Consider the following 17,929-nt stretch of genomic DNA (forward strand, 5'->3'; position numbering starts at 1 on the left):
ATGCCCCCGATTGGTCCCGGCGGGGAGCATCGCCCTTGGCGCTTGACCCCGCAAGCACGCGGTTGCGACGAGAATGCGTCGTGCCGCCCACGTCGACCCCGGCGCGGTCGCGCAGCGGCGATGGCCGCCTACCAGGAGCACATGCCGCATGACCGGAGAACAACGCGAACTCACCTTGCGCTTCCTCGCCGAGCCCACCGACGTCAACTACGGCGGAAAGGTCCACGGCGGCGTGGTGATGAAGTGGATCGACCAGGCCGGCTATGCCGCCGCGGTGGGCTGGAGCGGGCGCTACAGCGTGACCGTGGCGGTGGGCGGCATCCGCTTCGTTTCGCCCATCCGCACCAGCGACCTGGTCACGGTGCGCACCAAGCTGGTCTACACGGGAACCAGCAGCATGCACTTCTCCGTGGATGTCACGGCGCGCGACCCCGGCATCGAAGGCGGCGACGCCACGCGTGAGCGGCTGTGCACGCACTGCGTCATCGTGTTCGTGGCGCTGGACGCGGTCGAAGGCACGCCCACCCCGGTGCCGGCGTGGACGCCGCAGACCGAGGAGGACCGCCGGCTGGCGACCTACGCCACCAAGGTCATGGAGCTGAGCAAGGGGATCGAGCAGACCATCGAGCGCTACCGCGAAGCCGGCGCCTGACAGCCCGGGCCGGAATCCATGCCCCCGGAAACGAAAAAGGCACCCCGCAGGGTGCCTTTCAGTTGGAGCGGACGAGGCGAGCTCAGATGCCTTCGACCCGGCGCCCCGACATGAACTTGTTGCCCCAGTAGCCGGTGTCCATGCGCGACACCATCACGTCCTTGCCGCGGCTGGGCGCATGCACGAACTGACCGTCGCCGACGTAGATGCCGACGTGGTCGACGCGGCCACGCTTCCCGAAGAACACCAGGTCGCCCTCGGCCAGCGCGTTGCGGTCGTCGATCAGGCGGCCACGCTTGGCCATCTCGCGCGACACGCGCGGCAGCTCGATGCCCAGCGCGTTACGGAACACGTAGCCCACCAGGCCGCTGCAGTCGAAGCCGCTGTCGGGCGAGGTGCCGCCCCAGCGGTACGGCGTGCCGATCAGCGCCATCGCGCTCTGCAGCAGGTTCTTGATCTTGCCCTGGCCGCCAGCTTCGGCGCCCGGGCCGACCATGCGGTTGAAGTCGGTCGCCAGGATCAGCGCGCGGTCCGACAGGGTCATGGTGTCGCCCATCATGCTGCGGCCGATGCCGGCGGCGTTGCCGGCGTCGGCGCTCATCCCGCCGGTGGGCGGGATCTCCTGCGCGCCCGCCGGCAAGGCCAGCAGGCACAGCAGGGCGGGAACGATGGAGAGGCGGAGAGCCCGAACCCAGCGGGTCGGGAGGGTGGCGGCGCGGCCGGTGCCGTTGCAGGAACGGCGGATCGAGGAGGTCGTCACACGGGACTCACGGTTTCATCACGCGGCGATCATGCCCGCTTGATGCGATCAGTGGGTGTAATTTCCGTTAATTAATCGTTAAAGACAGGATGGTCGCGGTCACGGTTTGGCCTATCTTCATCGCAGGATGCGTTTCGCACCGCTGTAGTGGTCGCGCCAGTAGTGGCCGTCCAGGTGGTCCAGGCGCACCGTTCCGCCGGTGCTGGGGGCGTGCACGAAGCGGCCTTCGCCGACGTAGATGCCCACGTGGGTGACGCTGCCGCCACTGCCGAAGAACACCAGGTCGGCGGTGGCCAGCTGCCGCGGCGGCACCTTGGGCCCCTGGTAGTCGGCGAGCGCCCGCGAGGTGCGTGGCAGGCGCACGTCCAGCATGTCGCTGAAAACGTAGTTGACCAGGCCACTGCAGTCGAACCCGCCTTCGGGCGTGTTGCCGCCGTAACGGTAGGGCGTTCCGACCAGGCTGATCGCACGCATCAATACCGCGTTGGCCGAGGCCGGATCGGCCGGCGTCACGGCGGGCCAGTCGCGCGTGGATGGTGGCGGCGCGGTGCGCACCGTCTCGCGTCCTCCGCCGCAGCCGGCCAACAGGGCCAGCGCGACGGAGAGGCCCACGAAGCGCGCAAGGCCGCAATGGAAGGGGCCCGGTGCCGACGCCGGTGGCGTGGCCGGGAGCTTGCCGGGATAATGCGCAGCCTTGTTCACGGCCGACAGCTTGGCGGCTGGCCGCCGTCGCGACAAGCCTCATGCCCCCTCGCCGCAGCCGCGGCATGCGCCTTCGCGCCGGGAGCCTCCTTACATGCCGGCCGCGAAGGCCGACCACCGGGTATGCCATGAAGATCGAGAAAGACCGCGTCGTCCGTTTCCACTACACCGTGTCCGAGCAGGGCCAAGAGCCGCTGGAGTCGTCCAATGGCGGCGACCCGCTGGCCATTCTCGTTGGCCACGGCAACATCATCCCGGGGCTGGAAACGGCGATGGAAGGCCGCGAGGCCGGCGAAACGTTCGAGGTCGACGTGGCCGCGGCCGAAGCCTACGGCGAGCGCCGCGAAGGCATGACCCAGCGCGTGCCCAAGAAGCACTTCCAGGGCGCCAGGCTGCAGCCGGGCATGCAGGCCGTGCTGCCGACCAACTTCGGCCCGCGCGCGGTCACCATCCAGAAGGTGGGCATGAGCGTGGTCGACGTCGACCTCAACCACCCGATGGCGGGCAAGGACCTGCACTTCAAGGTGGAGATCGTCGACGTGCGCGAAGCCAGTGCCGAGGAGATCGAGCACAAGCACGTGCACGGCGAGGGCGGCCACCAGCACTGAGGTCGAATCCACCGGTATCCGATGACGGCCCGCCACGCGCGGGCCGTTTTCTTTTCCGGCGGCGGGGCGCTGGAGACGTGGTCGCCCCGGCTGGCATGATCGCGGCTCGATCAGGGACGGGGGCAGGGGATGGACGCACGCACGGACATGTTGATGCCGGTGGCGCCGGGCGAGCGCATCGTGGCGATGGACGCGGTGCGCGCATTCGCGCTGCTGGGCATCCTGCTGATGAACATCGAGGGGATGGTCGGGCCGCTGTTCGGCTCGATCACAGGCGTGAACCCGGCGCTGACCGGCGCCGACCGGGTGGCCGACACGCTCATCTACATCTTCGTGCAGGGCAAGTTCTACACCCTCTTCTCGCTGCTGTTCGGCATGGGGTTTGCGGTGATGATGGCGCGCGCGGACGCCGCCGGCCGGTCGTTCACCGTGCTGTACCTGCGCCGCACGTTCGCATTGCTCGCGATCGGCCTGCTGCACCTGCTGCTGCTCTGGTCGGGCGACATCCTGGTGAACTACGCGCTCATGGCGCTGGTGCTGCTGGCCGTGTTCCGCGCGACGCCGGTCCACCGGCTGCCCTGGTGGGGCGTCGCGCTGTACCTGGCGCCGGCCACGATCATGGCGCTGGGCGGCGCGATGGGCTCGCTCGCACAGCTCGACCCGGCGGCGGCGGCCGACATGGCGAAGGGCCTGGCCGAGCAGGAACGCGCGATGGCAGACGCGCTGGCCGCGCAGCGCGCCACCTACGGCGGCAGCGACTACTTCGCGGCCATGGCGCGACGCTGGGACGACTTCACGATGTTCATCGGCTACCTGCCGGTGATGGGCGCGCACATCCTGGGCATGTTCCTGCTGGGGTCGTGGTTCGTGCGTATCGGGGCAATCCAGCGGCCGGACGAGTTCGCCCGCCTCTACACGTTGCTGCGTTGGGTGGCCCTGCCGCTGGGCCTGGCGGCGATGCTGCTGGCGTGGTGGCGGGTGCCGACGGTGGACTTCGGCCGGTTGGACATCGAATCCGGCATGGCGTCGGTGCTCACCGCGATCGCCAACCTCCTGATGTGCCTGGGCTACCTGGCATGGTTGCTGCGGGGCCTGAATGGAGGCGGCCTGGCCGCGCGCGCGCTGGCGTGGATCGCACCGGCCGGGCGTATGGCGCTCACCAACTACCTGACGCAGTCGCTGGTGTGCACGACGATTTTCGCCGGCTACGGGCTGGGGTACTTCGAGCAGTTGCCGCGCGCCTGGCAGGTACCGTTCGCGCTGGTGTTGTTCGCGTTGCAGGTCGTCGTAAGCCGCGCGTGGCTGGCGCGCTTCCGCCATGGGCCGGTGGAGTGGGGTTGGCGCGCGCTGACCTACGGGCGGCTTCCCGCGATGCGCGTGGTGCCGGGCACGCCCTGACCGCCGCGGCCGGCATGCATCGTCCCGGTCGTGCGGCCCGGTCCCGCAGCGTCAGGCCCTAGACTTTGCGCATGGAACAACGCGAAGACGTGGTGGTGGTCGGCGCTGGCGTGATCGGCCTGTCGTGCGCGCTGGCGCTGCTGGATGCGGGCCGCAGCGTGCGGGTGATCGATGCCGGGCGCATCGGCGGCGGCAGTTCGCATGGCAACTGCGGCACGATCACGCCCAGCCATGCACCGCCGCTGGCGGCGCCGGGCGTCGTGCTGCGCGCGCTGCGCTGGATGCTGACGCCGGACGCGCCGCTGTACATCCCGCCCCGCCTGGACCCGATGCTGTGGCGATGGCTTTGGCGGTTTGCCGGGCGCTGCAACATGCGTGACTGGCGGGCATCGGCGGAGGCGAAGGCGGCACTGCTGGGCGACTCGCGCGCGCGCCTGGGCGAATGGATCACGCGGCATTCGATCGATTGCGGGTTCGTCGAGTCCGGCGAGGATTACGTCTTCCGTGATGCCCGGGCGTTCGCGCACGGCCAGCAGGAGCTGCCGCTGCTGCGCGAACTGGGCATCGAGGTCGACGTGGTCGACGGCGCGGCGTACGAAGCACTGGAGCCGGCGATGAAGCCGGGTGTCGCCGGTGCGATCCGGTTCTCCGGCGACGCGATGCTGCGACCGGACCTCTACCTGTCCGAGCTGGCACGCGTGGTGCGGGACCGCGGCGGCGTCATCGACGAGCAGCGACCGTTGCTCGGCATCGACCACGTTCACGATGGCCCCCGCCTGCGCACGGCCACGGGCGACCTGCGTCCGCGCGACGTCGTGGTGGCCGCGGGCGCCTGGTCGCCGCGGTTGGCCAAGGCCATCGACGTACCCGGGCTGTCGCGTGCGATGCAGCCCGGCAAGGGCTACTCGATCACCTACTCGAGGCCTGCGATCGCACCAAAGCGCCCGCTGGTGCTGCGCGAGCGTGCGGTGTGCGTGACCGCATGGCCCGATGGTTTCCGGCTGGGCAGCACGATGGAGTTCTCCGGCTTTGACGAGCAGCTCAACGAGCGCCGGCTGGCGGCACTGGAGCGCGGCGCGGCCGAGTACCTGCTCGAGCCGGTCGGTGCGCAGGTCCGCGAACGCTGGTACGGCTGGCGGCCGATGAGCTGCGACGACATCCCGATCATCGGCGCGGTGCCCGGTCGGCGTGACCTTTGGCTGGCGACGGGCCACGGGATGATGGGCATGGGCATGAGCGCCGGGACCGCGCAGCTGGTAGCGGATCTTGTCTGCGGCCGCGCCCCCGCGATCGACCCCGCGCCGTACCGCACCGACCGCTTCGCCTGACTTCGCAAACGCGGTGCGTTGACGCACGGCGCGTCAGACTGCCGCCTTTTCGACGCGATGCCGCCGCGCATCCAGGGAGGACCGACATGGCACGCAACTTCGACCTGATCGTGGTCGGCGGCGGCTCGGGGGGGCTGGCCGGTGCCTTCCGCGCGGCCGGGCACGGCGCGCGCGTCGCGATGCTGGAGCCCGGCGCGCTCGGCGGCACCTGCGTCAACGCCGGCTGCGTACCCAAGAAGGCGATGTGGCTGGCGGCCGAAGTCGCGCGCAAGCTGACGATGGCCGGCGACCTCGGGTTCGCCACCGAGACCTGCGCGCTGGACTGGCCCGAGTTCATCGCCCACCGCCAGCGCTACATCAACAACATCCACGAGAGCTACCGGAGACGGCTGGACGAGGCCGGCATCGCCGTGTTGCCGATGCGCGGGCGCCTGACCGGCCCCGGCACCGTGGAATGCGAGGACGGCGTCAGCCTCTCGGCATCGCGCCTGCTGATCGCCACGGGCGGGCACGCGGTCAAGCCACCCATCGCCGGCGCGGAACTGGGCGGCACCTCCGACGATTTCTTCCACTGGACGGCGCCGCCGGACGAACTGGCGATCGTCGGTGGCGGCTATGTCGCCGTGGAGCTGGCGGGCGTCATGCAGGCACTGGGCAGCCGGGTGTCGATGTTCGTGCGCGGGCCCCGGCTGCTCGAAGCCTTCGACCAGGAACTGTGCGACCGGCTGGCGGAGGACTACCGCCACGCCGGCGTGCGCCTGCATTTCGATTGCGAAGTGGAATCGGTGGAGGGCGAGGGCGACCGTCGGCGCGTGCGTGGGGGCGGGGCGGACCAGGGCACGTTCGACACCGTGCTGTTCGCCACCGGGCGCGCGCCCAACACCGACGGCCTCGGGCTGGACGCGGCGGGCGTGGACACCGACACGCGTGGACGCATCCTGGTCGACGACCGGCACTCCACGAGTGCTGCGGGCGTGTATGCGGTCGGGGACGTGACCACCGACCCGGCGCTGACGCCGGTCGCCATCGCCGCCGCGCGACGGTTGATGGAACGTCTGTATGGCGGTCGGAGCGACACGCTGGACCTCTCGCAGGTGCCCACGGTGGTGTTCACCCATCCGCCGCTGGGGAAGGTCGGACTGACCGAGGCCGAAGCCCGCGAGTCTCACGACGACGTGGAGGTCTACACCACCGGCTTTCGTCCCATGCTGCATTCGCTGGCCGAGTCGCAGCAGCGCAGCCTGTTCAAGCTGGTGTGCGTCGGTAGCGAGCGCCGGGTGGTCGGGCTGCACCTGCTGGGCGACGCGGCCGACGAGATCCTGCAGGGCTTCGCGGTGGCCATCAAACGCGGCATCACCCTGGACGACCTGCACGACACCGTGGCCATCCACCCCACCAGCGCCGAGGAAGTGGTCCTGCTGCGCTGAGCCCGAAATGCGTCTGTAGGAGCGGCTTCAGCCGCGATCGAACTCTCCAGTCCGTGTAGGAGCGACGTGAGTCGCGACCGTCCGCTCGACGGGTCCTGCGCGGTCGCAGTTTGCGTCGTTCCTGCAAGGCATCGGCCCGACACGCAGCCAGCCCATCGCGGCTGAAGCCGCTCCTACAGGTACTGCAGGTGCGCGACAATCGACCCATGGACACCTTCACCCTGCACCGCGGCACCGCGCCGCTTCTAGTGAGCCTGCCGCACGATGGCAGCGCGATCCCCGATGACCTGGCGGCGCGGATGACGCCCGAAGCGCGCCGCGCACCCGACACCGACTGGCACGTATCTCGGCTGTACGCCTTCGCCCGGGACCTCGGCGCGTCGGTGCTCGTGCCGCGCTACTCGCGCTACGTCGTCGACCTCAATCGGCCGGAGGACGACACCTCGCTGTATCCCGGCCAGAACACGACGGGCCTGTGCCCGACCGTGCGCTTCACCGGCGAGCCGCTGTACCTCGAGGGGCAGTCGCCGACCGCCGACGAGATCACCGGACGCATCGACACGTACTGGCGTCCATACCACGACGCGCTGCGCGGCGAGCTCGACCGACTTCATGGCCTGCGCGGCCGGGTTGTGCTCTGGGAAGGCCATTCGATCCGCGGGAGCGACCTGCCGTTCCTGTTCGAGGGCCGCCTGCCGGACCTCAACCTGGGCACGGCCGCCGGCACCAGTTGCACGCCTGCACTGCAGGCGCGGCTGGAGGGCGTGCTGGCCGCGCAGGGCGCCTACGACTGGGTCGCCAACGGCCGTTTCAAGGGCGGCCATATCACCCGGCACTACGGCGAGTCGTCGCGCGGCATCGACGCGGTGCAGCTGGAGATCAGCCAGCGCACCTACATGGACGAGGATTCGTTCGAGTACGACGAGGACAAAGCGGCGGACCTGCAGGTCGTCCTGCGCGACCTGCTCGCCGCCGCCATGCCCCTGTAGGAGCGGCTTCGGCCGCGATCGCCACGCAACCTGTCCCGCAGGAGCGACGCAAGTCGCGACCTCGCACCCTTCGGGAGACGACGGGGCGCGATTTGCGTCGCTCCTGCAACCGCGGTGCGGGCGACGCGCTAGACCTCCAGCGTCGCCAGGTCGCCCTTGTTCTCCAGCCACGCCTTGCGGTCGGATGCGCGCTTCTTGGCCAGCAGCATGTCCATCAGCGAACGGGTCTGGTCGGCATCGTCCACGGTCAGCTGCACCAGTCGGCGCGTGTCGGGGTGGATGGTCGACTCGCGCAGCTGCGAGGGGTTCATCTCGCCCAGGCCCTTGAAGCGGGTGACGTTGACCGCGCCCGACACGCCTTTCTTCTTCTCCGCCTTCTCGCGCTCGATCTTCTCCAGCACGATCCGCTTCTCTTCCTCGTCCAGCGCGTACATCACCTGCTTGCCCACGTCGATGCGGAACAGCGGCGGCATCGCCACGAACACGTGGCCGGCCGCCACCAGCGCCGGGAAGTGGCGCAGGAACAGCGCGGTCAGCAGTGTGGCGATATGCAGGCCGTCGCTGTCGGCGTCGGCCAGGATGATGACCTTGCCGTAGCGCAGGCCGGAGATGTCGTCCTTGCCCGGGTCGCAGCCGATGGCCACGGCCAGGTCGTGGACTTCCTGCGAGGCCAGCACGCTGCCCGAGGCCACTTCCCAGGTGTTGAGGATCTTGCCGCGCAGCGGGAGGATCGCCTGGAAGTCCTTGTCGCGCGCCTGCTTGGCGCTGCCGCCGGCCGAGTCGCCCTCCACCAGGAACAGCTCGGTGCGCGACAGGTCCTGGCTGGTGCAGTCGGCCAGCTTGCCGGGCAGGGCAGGGCCCTGGGTGACCTTCTTGCGGGTGATCTGCTTCTCGGTCTTCAGCCGCGCCGACGCGCGCTCGATGGCCAGCTGCGCGATCTTCTCGCCCAGCTCCACGTGCTGGTTGAGCCAGAGGCTGAAGGCGTCGTGCGCCGCGCCCTCGACGAACCCGGCCGCCTGGCGCGAGCTCAGCCGCTCCTTGGTCTGCCCGGAGAACTGCGGGTCGGTCATCTTGATGCTGAGCACGAACGCGACGCGGTCCCACACGTCTTCCGGCGCCAGCTTGACGCCGCGCGGCAACAGGTTGCGGAAGTCGCAGAACTCGCGCAGCGCGTCGGTAAAGCCGGTGCGCAGGCCGTTGACGTGGGTGCCGTGCTGCGCGGTCGGGATCAGGTTGACGTAGCTCTCCTGCACCAGCTCGCCGTCCGGTGCCCAGGCCACGGCCCAGTCCACCGTCTCGGTGTCCTTGTCGAGGTTGCCGACGAACAGCTCCGGCGGCAGCAGCTCGCGGTTGGGCGCATCGCCGTACAGCTCGCCGCGCAGGTAATCGCGCAGGCCGTCCTCGTAGTGCCACTTCACGGTCTCGCCGCTGGCGACGTCGGTCAGGCTGACCGTCAGCCCCGGGCACAGCACGGCCTTGGCGCGCAGCAGGTGCTTGAGTGCGCGCAGGTTGAACCTGGGCGTGTCGAAGTACTTGGGGTCCGGCCAGAACTGCACGCGGGTGCCGGTGTTCTTCTTGCCGACGGTGCCGACGATTTCCAGCGGCGTGGCGCGGTCGCCGTCGCGGAAGCTCATGCGGTACTCGTTGCCGTCGCGCTTGATGCGGACCTCCACCAGCGTGGACAGCGCGTTGACCACGCTGACGCCGACGCCGTGCAGGCCGCCGGAGAAGGTGTAGTTCTTGTTGCTGAACTTGCCGCCCGCGTGCAGCCGCGTGAGGATCAGCTCGACACCGGGGATGCCTTCCTCCGGATGGATGTCCACCGGCATGCCGCGGCCGTCGTCGCTGACCTCGCAGCTGCCATCGGCGTGCAGGGTGACCTCGATGCTGCGCGCGTGCCCGGCCAGCGCCTCGTCCACCGCGTTGTCGATCACCTCCTGCGCCAGGTGGTTGGGGCGGGTGGTGTCGGTGTACATGCCGGGCCGGCGCTTGACCGGATCCAGTCCGGACAGCACTTCGATGTCGGCGGCGTTGTAGCGGTTGTTCATTCGTGGGCAGCGCAGTACGGCAGGCGGCCGGCGAGGATGCGGCGGGGGGCTGGGGCGGTCAAGGCGGGTGGCCGCAACCCGAACGACTGGCCCGGTCTGGTTGTAACCGGTTACTGGCTCGTCGGACGGCTAAGTGATTGATTGTTAATGGTCCGTTCGTTCAGCAGTCAGACGGTTGGCGCTGGCTAGGGTCGGCGCGCCGCTGGAAACGCGGCCATTGACGAAGCAACGGCGCGCATCCCCCTGTCTTCCGCGTGCCCGTTGCCTACCCCTGTTCCGAGAGAGTCATTTGAGTTCCGGAGGAGTTACCGAATGAATATCCGCAAGCTGCTGATCCCGACTTTCGCCGCCGCCATGCTGGCCGCTCCGCTCGCGTTCGCACAGGACGTATCCGCCGAGGCGCAGGCCGAGGTCGACGCTGCCGCTGCCGAGCAGGTCGCGGGCCAGGCGGCCCAGGCGGCCGACCAGGCTGCCACCCAGGCCGCGCAGGCGGCCGATCAGGCGGCGGCTGCCGCCACGGGTGCGGTCGACGCCGCAGCCGATGCCGACGCATCCGCCCAGGCCGCCGCATCGGCCGAGATCGAGGCTGAAGCCGCCGAGGCCGAGACGGAAGCGGCTGCCGAGGCAGAGGCCGAAGCCGAGGAAGAAGGCGGCGACGGCGCGCTGTAAGCCGCATCGCTGCTCCTTGCGGGCGTCCCGGTCTCCGGGGCGCCCGTTTTCTTTTCTACGCCCCGCGTCCCGCGTGCCCGCACGTAGCCCCCGCCCCGTCGTGAGGCTGCGGTGTCCCCGCCGCGGACTCGCCGCCGGACGCCCCAGCCGGTAAACTGCCGCTTTCCGGAAGCGCGCTTCCCCATGACTCCCCCTCGACCCAACACCCCGCTCGTCTTCGTCACCGGCGGCGTGGTTTCTTCGCTTGGCAAGGGCATCGCCGCGGCATCGCTGGCGGCCGTCCTCGAAGCGCGCGGCCTGCGCGTGACGATGATGAAGCTCGACCCCTACATCAACGTCGACCCGGGCACGATGAGCCCGTTCCAGCACGGCGAGGTGTACGTCACCGACGACGGCGCCGAGACCGACCTGGACCTGGGCCACTACGAGCGCTACGTCCGCACCCGGCTCAGCCGCAAGAACTCGATCACCGCCGGCCGGATCTACGAGAACGTGATCCGCAAGGAGCGCCGCGGTGATTACCTCGGCGGCACCGTGCAGGTGATCCCGCACATCACCGACGAGATCAAGCGCTGCATTTCCGAGGCCACCGAAGGGTTCGACGTCGGCCTGGTCGAGATCGGCGGCACCGTGGGCGACATCGAGTCGCTGCCGTTCCTGGAGGCCATCCGCCAGATCCGCAGCGAACGCGGACCCGACAAGGCGCTGTTCATGCACCTCACGCTGGTGCCGTGGATTGCCGCCGCGGGCGAGCTCAAGACCAAGCCCACCCAGCACTCCGTCAAGGAGCTGCGCTCCATCGGCATCCAGCCCGACGTCCTGCTGTGCCGCTCCGAGCAGCCGCTGCCCGACAGCGAGCGTCGCAAGATCGCGCTGTTCACCAACGTGTCCGAGCGGGCGGTGATCAATGCGCTGGACCTGGACAACATCTACCGGATGCCGGCGAATTTCCACGCCCAGGGCCTGGACGAGCTGATCATCGAGCGCCTGCGGCTGCCTGCGGGCGAGGCCGATCTGGCCGAGTGGGATGCGGTGCTGGACGCCAGCGAGCACCCGGTCGATGAAGTCACCATTGGCGTGGTCGGCAAGTACGTCGACCACCAGGACGCCTACAAGTCGGTGGGCGAGGCGCTCAAGCACGGCGGCCTGCGCCAGCGCACCCGTGTCCGGCTCAAGTGGCTGGAGTCCAGCGATGTCGAGCGCGACGGCGCCAAGGCGCTGGAAGGCGTCGACGGCATCCTGGTGCCCGGCGGCTTCGGCGACCGCGGCTTCGAGGGCAAGGTATTGACCGCCCAGCACGCGCGCGAACACGGCATCCCGTACTTCGGCATCTGCTACGGCATGCAGGCGGCGGTCGTCGACTACGCCCGCCACGTCGCGGGCCTGGAAGGCGCCAACAGCACCGAGAACGACAAGGCCTGCCCGCATCCGGTGATCGGCCTGATCACCGAGTGGCGCACCGCGGCGGGCGAGGTCGAGCGCCGCAGCGAGGACAGCGACCTGGGCGGCACCATGCGCCTGGGCCTGCAGGAGCAGCGGCTCAAGCCCGGTACGCTGGCGCGCGAGCTGTACGGCCAGGACGTGGTCGGCGAACGCCACCGCCACCGCTACGAGTTCAACAACCGCTACCGCACGCAGCTGGAAGACGCCGGCCTGGTGATCAGCGCCAAGTCGATGGACGACCTGCTGGTGGAGATGGTGGAGCTGCCGCGCGACGTGCACCCGTGGTTCCTGGCGTGCCAGGCGCACCCGGAGTTCCTGTCGACGCCGCGCGACGGCCACCCCCTGTTCGTCGGCTTCATCCGCGCCGCGCGCGAGTACAAGGCCAACGAAGGGCAGGCGGGCGGGCTGTTGAAGGAAGCCAAGGCGTGACCTATGCGATGCCTGCCTTCCGTGGGAGCGGTTTCAGCCGCGACCGGAAGCCGGCACGCATGTCCCACCGACCGATCGCGGCTGAAGCCGCTCCTACATCGCTGCGAGGAGTCGCTTGATGAAACTTTGCGGATTCGAAATCGGCCTGGACCGGCCGTTCTTCCTGATCGCCGGCCCCTGCGTGATCGAGTCGATGCAATTGCAGCTCGACACCGCCGGCCAGCTCAAGGAAATCACCTCCGCGCTGGGCATCCCCTTCATCTTCAAGTCCAGCTTCGACAAGGCCAACCGCACTTCGGTGTCGGGCTTCCGCGGCCCGGGCATGGAAGAGGGGTTGAAGGTGCTGTCGGAGGTCAAGCGCCAGCTCGGCGTGCCGGTGCTCACCGACGTGCACGAGTACACGCCGATGGACGAGGTCGCCAGCGTCGTCGACGTGCTGCAGACCCCGGCGTTCCTGTGCCGGCAGACGGACTTCATCCAGAAGGTCGCCAGCGCCGGCAAGCCGGTCAACGTGAAGAAGGGCCAGTTCCTGTCGCCATGGGAAATGAAGCACGTCGCCGACAAGGCGCTTGCCACCGGCAACAAGGACATCATGGTCTGCGAGCGTGGCGCCAGCTTCGGCTACAACAACCTCGTCAGCGACATGCGCAGCCTTGCGGTGATGCGCGATACGGGTTGCCCGGTGGTGTTCGACGCGACCCATTCGGTGCAGCTGCCTGGCGGTGCAGGCGGCAAGTCAGGTGGACAGCGCGAGTTCGTGCCGGTGCTGTCGCGCGCGGCGATGGCCGTGGGCATCAGCGGCATCTTCATGGAAACCCACCCCGACCCGGAGAAGGCGCTGTCGGACGGCCCCAACGCCTGGCCGTTGCCGAAGATGCGCGCCCTGCTGGAGACGCTGATGGCGATCGACGAGGTCACCAAGCGCAACGGCTTCCTCGAGGCCGAGGCCTGAATTTTTTGCCACGGTTGTACAGGGACCAGCACGGATAAGCGTTTCAGTTCATTCCGCTCTATCCGCATCTATCCGTGCAATCCGTGGCTGAAACGCTTTTCCCAACCATTTTCGAAAGAGCCCATGACGACCATCGCCAAGATCCACGCCCGCGAAATCCTCGACAGCCGCGGTAACCCCACGCTTGAAGCCGAGGTCACGCTGGCCGATGGCAGTTTCGGTCGCGCCATGGTCCCGTCGGGTGCCTCCACGGGCACCAAGGAAGCGGTGGAACTGCGCGACGGCGACAAGACCCGGTACCTGGGCAAGGGCGTGCGGCAGGCGGTGGAGAACGTCAACGGCCCGATCGCCAAGGCACTGGCCGGCTTCGACGGTACCGACCAGGCCGGGCTGGACCGCCGCCTGATCGACCTGGACGGCACCGAGAACAAGGGCCGCCTGGGCGCGAACGCGCTGCTGGGCGTGTCGATGGCCAACGCCCACGCCGTGGCCGCATCGAAGAAGCAGCCGCTGTGGCAGCACCTGGCGGGCGGGCGCGAGGTCTCGTTGCCGGTGCCGATGATGAACATCATCAACGGAGGCGCGCATGCCGATAACAACGTCGACCTGCAGGAGTTCATGGTGCTGCCGGTCGGCATGGACAGCTTTTCCGAAGCGCTGCGCGCCGGCACCGAGGTGTTCCACGCGCTCAAGTCGGTGCTCAAGGGCCGCGGGCTGTCCACCGCGGTGGGCGACGAGGGCGGCTTCGCCCCGGACCTGCGCAGCAACGAGGAAGCACTGGAAACCATCCTCGAGGCGATCGGCAAGGCCGGCTACAAGGCGGGCGAGGACATCCTGCTCGGCCTGGACGTGGCATCGAGCGAGTTCTTCGACAACGGCAAGTACCACCTCACCGGCGAGGGCAAGCGCCTGACCTCCGAGCAGTTCGCCGATTTCCTCGCCGGCTGGGCCGCGCAGTACCCGATCGTCACGATCGAGGACGGTATGGACGAGGGCGACTGGGACGGCTGGAAGCTGCTCACCGAGAAGATCGGCGACAAGGTGCAGCTGGTCGGCGACGACCTGTTCGTGACCAACCCGCGCATCTTCAAGGACGGCATCGACCAGCGCGTCGCCAATGCCATCCTGATCAAGGTCAACCAGATCGGCACGCTGACCGAGACGCTGGAGGCCATTGCGATGGCCGACGCGGCCGGGTACGCGGCCGTGGTCTCCCACCGTTCGGGCGAGACCGAGGACACCACCATCGCCGACATTGCCGTGGCGACCACCGCAACCCAGATCAAGACCGGCTCGCTGTGCCGCAGCGACCGCGTGGCCAAGTACAACCAGCTGCTGCGCATCGAGGAGACGCTTGCCCAACTGAAGCCTGGCGCGGCCGCGCGCTACGCCGGTCGCAGTGCGTTCGTCAGCCTGAAGCGCTGACGGGACACACCGGCCATGCGCTGGCTGCGGCTGCTGATGGTGGTGCTGCTGGCGATGCTGGCGTGGCTGCAGTACCACCTGTGGCTGGACGAAGGCGGCCGGCGCTCGGTCGCCAAGCTCGAGGCGCAGGTTGAGCAGCAGGCGCGCGATAATGGCGGACTGCAGGAGCGCAACGACGCGCTGCAGGCCGAGGTCGAGGACCTGAAGTCGGGCGAGGCCGCCGTCGAGGAACGTGCCCGCAGCGAGCTGGGCATGATCAAGCCAGGCGAGACCTTCTACCGGGTGGTGGAGCCGGCGTCGCCAATGGCTGCGCCGGCGGTGGATCCGGTTGCCGGCGAAGCGGGCGCCGACTAGGTGGCGGGCGCGATGCCGCGATCCGTCTGGGCGGTCGTTCCGGCGGCGGGCCGCGGCACGCGCTTCGGTGGTGACGTCCCCAAGCAGTACCTCGAGGTGGCCGGCCGCAGCGTTCTCGAACACACGCTGCGCGCGCTGTTGTCACACCCGGACGTGGCCGGCGCGATGGTGGCGCTCGCGCCGGACGACAGCCGCTGGCCGGGGTGGACTTCGCTGTGCGGCAAGCCGGTATTGCGCTGCGATGGCGGTGGCGAACGCGCCGATTCGGTGCTGGCGGCGTTGCGCGCGCTGCCACCGTCGGTGCCGGGCGATGCGCTGGTGCTGGTGCATGATGCCGCCCGGCCCAACCTTGCGGCGTCAGATGTCGGCCGCCTGATCGACGCCGCGATGGAGTCGCCGGACGGCGCGATCCTCGCGGCACCCGTGCGCGACACGCTCAAGCGCGCTGATGGTGCCGGCTGCATCGACGCTACGGTGCCGCGCGAAGCGTTATGGCGCGCACTGACTCCGCAAGCCTTCCGGCGCGACGCCCTGGTCCACGCACTGGAGTCGGCGCGTGCCGTAGGCGTTGCGATGACCGACGAGGCCATGGCGATCGAGCGCGCAGGTGGGCGTCCGGTGCTCGTCGAGGGCCGCGAGGACAACCTCAAGGTGACGACGCCGGCCGACTTGCGGTTGGCGGAGTTCCTGCTGTCCAGAAGGTCTCCCGGTTGACGCGTCCGACTGCCGTGGGCGCATAGCCGTATACGCCGCTGGGCCGGGGGATGCGCCCGCTGCCGGCACGTCCCGCTCGGGCACGGGGCGCAACCGCGGCTGAAGCCGCTCCTACAATGGTGCCGGGCGGCTTGGCCGCGAAAGGCACGAGGTAGCGATGACATTCCGGATCGGCCAGGGCTTTGACGTCCACGCCTTCACCGACGGCGACCACGTCATGCTGGGCGGCGTGCGCGTCGACCACGACCGCGGCGTGGACGCCCATTCCGATGGCGACGTGGTGTTGCATGCCCTGTGCGACGCGATGCTCGGCGCGCTGGCGCTGGGCGACATCGGCCGCCACTTCCCACCGTCCGACGCGCGCTGGAAAGACGCCGACAGCCGCACGCTCCTGCGGCATTGCGACCGCCTGCTGCGCGAGCGCGGCTGGCGCGTGGGCAATGCCGACGTCACCGTCATCTGCGAGCGCCCGAAGGTCGGTCCACACGCGGAAGCGATGCGCGAAGGCATCGCGACCGACCTGGGTATCGGCGTCGACGACGTCAGCGTAAAGGCGACCACCAGCGAGCGGCTGGGCTTCACCGGCCGCGGCGAAGGCATCGCCGCGCAGGCGGTCTGCCTGCTCGTGCGGTCATGAGCGACGCTCGCGTGCTGCTGCCGCGCGCCCACGGCGAAGCCGTGCTGTCGGCGCGCATGCGCAGCGTGCCGGAGGATTTCCGCGTCGAGGAACTGCCGTCGTTCGAGCCGTCGGGAAGCGGGGAGCATCTGCTGCTGACGGTCGAGAAGCGCGGCATGAACACGGCCTACGCCGCCCGCCTGTTGGCCGAGTGGGCCGGTGTCCAGGAGATGGCGATCGGTTACGCCGGCCTGAAGGACCGGCACGCGCTGACCGTCCAGCGCTTCAGCGTGCACCTGCCCAGGCGCGTGGCACCCGACATCGCGCTGCTGGAGCGCGAAGGCGAGTTGCGCGTGCTCGGCCACCACTGGCATTCGCGCAAGCTGCCGCGCGGTGCGCTGGCCGGCAACCGGTTCGGGCTGCTCCTGCGCGATGTGCAGGGTGCGCCCGGCGCCATCGACCAGCGGCTCGCGCGCATCGCCGAGGCGGGGGTGCCGAACTACTTCGGCGAACAGCGCTTTGGCCGGGAAGGCGACAACATCGCCCAGGCCCGCTCGATGTTTGCCGGTCGCCGCGTTCGGCGGGAGCAGCGCGGCATCCTGCTTTCGGCGGCGCGATCCCAGCTGTTCAACCGCGTGCTGGCGGCGCGGGTCGGGCGGGGCGACTGGGACCGTGCGCTGCCCGGCGAGGTCTGGATGCTGGACGGCACCCGCAGCGTGTTCGGCCCGCAGCCACTCGATGAGGCCCTGGACGCCCGTCTCCAGCAGATGGATATCCACCCGACCGGCCCGCTGTGGGGACGCGGCGCACTGCGGAGCGCGGACGACGTTGCGGGGATCGAGAATGCCGCTCTTGCGGACGAGGAGTCGCTTGCACTGAAGAAGGGCCTGGAGCGCGCCGGCCTGTCACAGGAGCGCCGCGCCCTGAGGGTGCGCGCCGGTGGACTGGAATGGACCCGTCCGGCGCCGGGCACGCTGTCACTGACCTTCAGCCTGCCGGCCGGCAGCTACGCGACCGCGGTACTGGCCGAGCTGGGCGAGGTCGCGGCGCAATCACCCTTCTGACGACCGCCCATGCCGCCGTTCGTCGGCGGCATACCCTCGGCACTGGCCTCCGCCGACAGTCGGCGTATAAGCCGAAGTGAGCCCGGCAGGGGCCGGGCACCGGTGCACGCATGCACCGATTCGGAGGATGCCGTCATGAATGCGAAATTGCGTGTCGTAATGCTGTCGCTTTCGGTGGTGATGCTGTCGGCCTGCACGACCACGTCGGGGCTGGCCGATACAACGCCGCTCACACCGGAGGAGCGCTATGTCGCCGAGGTCGAGCGGATCGCGCGGATTCGGGGTATCGAAGTAGTCTGGGTAAACCGGCCGGAAGCTACAAAGGATCTCGTCGCCAGCACTGACGACTGA

18 protein-coding genes are annotated in these 17,929 nt (G+C 69.4%); 15 read left to right on the forward strand and 3 right to left on the reverse strand.

All coding sequences use genetic code 11. The annotated features are described in order from the left end of the window. Positions 1-148 precede the first annotated feature (148 nt). On the forward strand, positions 149-652 hold the full coding sequence (locus tag K6753_RS12625; RefSeq protein ID WP_223676816.1) for an acyl-CoA thioesterase: 504 nt from the start codon (positions 149-151) through the stop codon (positions 650-652). Positions 653-734: 82 nt separating this feature from the next. Here the strand turns inward: K6753_RS12625 and K6753_RS12630 are convergent, their stop codons facing one another. After that, positions 735-1,397, reverse strand: a complete 663-nt coding sequence (locus tag K6753_RS12630) for a C40 family peptidase (RefSeq protein WP_425492128.1) — start codon at positions 1,395-1,397, stop codon at positions 735-737. A gap of 132 nt (positions 1,398-1,529) precedes the next feature. Next, a complete protein-coding gene (locus K6753_RS12635; RefSeq protein WP_425492129.1) occupies positions 1,530-2,024 on the reverse strand; it encodes a C40 family peptidase in 495 nt (164 codons plus the stop codon). 218 nt (positions 2,025-2,242) lie between these two features. On the opposite strand from K6753_RS12635, the gene K6753_RS12640 reads away from it, so the two are divergent. The 5 genes from K6753_RS12640 to hutG all read left to right on the forward strand — a co-directional run bounded on the left by K6753_RS12640 (position 2,243) and on the right by hutG (position 7,864). Then, positions 2,243-2,722 (forward strand): FKBP-type peptidyl-prolyl cis-trans isomerase, encoded by a 480-nt coding sequence (locus tag K6753_RS12640; RefSeq protein ID WP_223676818.1) that lies wholly within the window; start codon positions 2,243-2,245, stop codon positions 2,720-2,722. A 129-nt stretch (positions 2,723-2,851) separates the two neighbouring features. Further along, the gene (locus K6753_RS12645; RefSeq protein WP_223676819.1) at positions 2,852-4,120 is read left to right on the forward strand and encodes a DUF418 domain-containing protein; all 1,269 of its coding nucleotides are present in this window, start codon (positions 2,852-2,854) and stop codon (positions 4,118-4,120) included. Positions 4,121-4,191: 71 nt separating this feature from the next. Next, on the forward strand, positions 4,192-5,448 hold the full coding sequence (locus K6753_RS12650) for an NAD(P)/FAD-dependent oxidoreductase (protein ID WP_223676820.1): 1,257 nt from the start codon (positions 4,192-4,194) through the stop codon (positions 5,446-5,448). 86 nt (positions 5,449-5,534) lie between these two features. Beyond that, positions 5,535-6,875: a glutathione-disulfide reductase gene (gene gorA / locus K6753_RS12655; protein ID WP_223676821.1), complete on the forward strand. Its 1,341-nt coding sequence runs from the start codon at positions 5,535-5,537 to the stop codon at positions 6,873-6,875. Positions 6,876-7,081: 206 nt separating this feature from the next. Beyond that, complete coding sequence (gene hutG / locus K6753_RS12660; RefSeq protein WP_223676822.1) at positions 7,082-7,864, forward strand: N-formylglutamate deformylase; 783 nt, start codon at positions 7,082-7,084, stop codon at positions 7,862-7,864. A gap of 128 nt (positions 7,865-7,992) precedes the next feature. Here the strand turns inward: hutG and parE are convergent, their stop codons facing one another. Then, on the reverse strand, positions 7,993-9,912 hold the full coding sequence (gene parE / locus K6753_RS12665) for a DNA topoisomerase IV subunit B (RefSeq protein ID WP_223676823.1): 1,920 nt from the start codon (positions 9,910-9,912) through the stop codon (positions 7,993-7,995). A 312-nt stretch (positions 9,913-10,224) separates the two neighbouring features. Between parE and K6753_RS12670 the strand changes: the two genes are divergently transcribed. The 9 genes from K6753_RS12670 (at position 10,225) to K6753_RS12710 (ending at position 17,929) form a co-directional block, all read left to right on the forward strand. Continuing rightward, positions 10,225-10,581 carry a hypothetical protein gene (locus tag K6753_RS12670; RefSeq protein ID WP_223676824.1) on the forward strand — a complete coding sequence of 119 codons (357 nt, stop codon included), beginning with the start codon at positions 10,225-10,227 and terminating at the stop codon, positions 10,579-10,581. 183 nt (positions 10,582-10,764) lie between these two features. Beyond that, positions 10,765-12,453: a CTP synthase gene (gene pyrG, locus K6753_RS12675; RefSeq protein WP_223676825.1), complete on the forward strand. Its 1,689-nt coding sequence runs from the start codon at positions 10,765-10,767 to the stop codon at positions 12,451-12,453. Between the two features lie 118 nt (positions 12,454-12,571). Beyond that, positions 12,572-13,405, forward strand: coding sequence for a 3-deoxy-8-phosphooctulonate synthase (gene kdsA, locus K6753_RS12680; protein WP_223676826.1), 834 nt, complete (start codon positions 12,572-12,574; stop codon positions 13,403-13,405). A gap of 123 nt (positions 13,406-13,528) precedes the next feature. Further along, positions 13,529-14,830 (forward strand): phosphopyruvate hydratase, encoded by a 1,302-nt coding sequence (eno, locus tag K6753_RS12685; RefSeq protein ID WP_223676827.1) that lies wholly within the window; start codon positions 13,529-13,531, stop codon positions 14,828-14,830. 15 nt (positions 14,831-14,845) lie between these two features. Beyond that, entirely contained in the window at positions 14,846-15,184 is a 339-nt protein-coding gene (gene ftsB / locus K6753_RS12690; protein WP_223676828.1) for a cell division protein FtsB, read from the forward strand. 12 nt (positions 15,185-15,196) lie between these two features. Next, a complete protein-coding gene (gene ispD, locus K6753_RS12695) occupies positions 15,197-15,898 on the forward strand; it encodes a 2-C-methyl-D-erythritol 4-phosphate cytidylyltransferase (RefSeq protein WP_223676829.1) in 702 nt (233 codons plus the stop codon). Positions 15,899-16,055: 157 nt separating this feature from the next. After that, positions 16,056-16,535, forward strand: coding sequence for a 2-C-methyl-D-erythritol 2,4-cyclodiphosphate synthase (ispF, locus tag K6753_RS12700; protein ID WP_223676830.1), 480 nt, complete (start codon positions 16,056-16,058; stop codon positions 16,533-16,535). Further along, a complete protein-coding gene (truD, locus tag K6753_RS12705; RefSeq protein ID WP_223676831.1) occupies positions 16,532-17,578 on the forward strand; it encodes a tRNA pseudouridine(13) synthase TruD in 1,047 nt (348 codons plus the stop codon). Before ispF ends, truD begins: the two co-directional genes overlap by 4 nt. Positions 17,579-17,713: 135 nt before the next feature. Beyond that, on the forward strand, positions 17,714-17,929 hold the full coding sequence (locus K6753_RS12710; protein WP_223676832.1) for a hypothetical protein: 216 nt from the start codon (positions 17,714-17,716) through the stop codon (positions 17,927-17,929).

This window comes from Novilysobacter selenitireducens (assembly GCF_020026895.1).
Lineage (GTDB): Bacteria > Pseudomonadota > Gammaproteobacteria > Xanthomonadales > Xanthomonadaceae > Lysobacter_C > Lysobacter_C selenitireducens.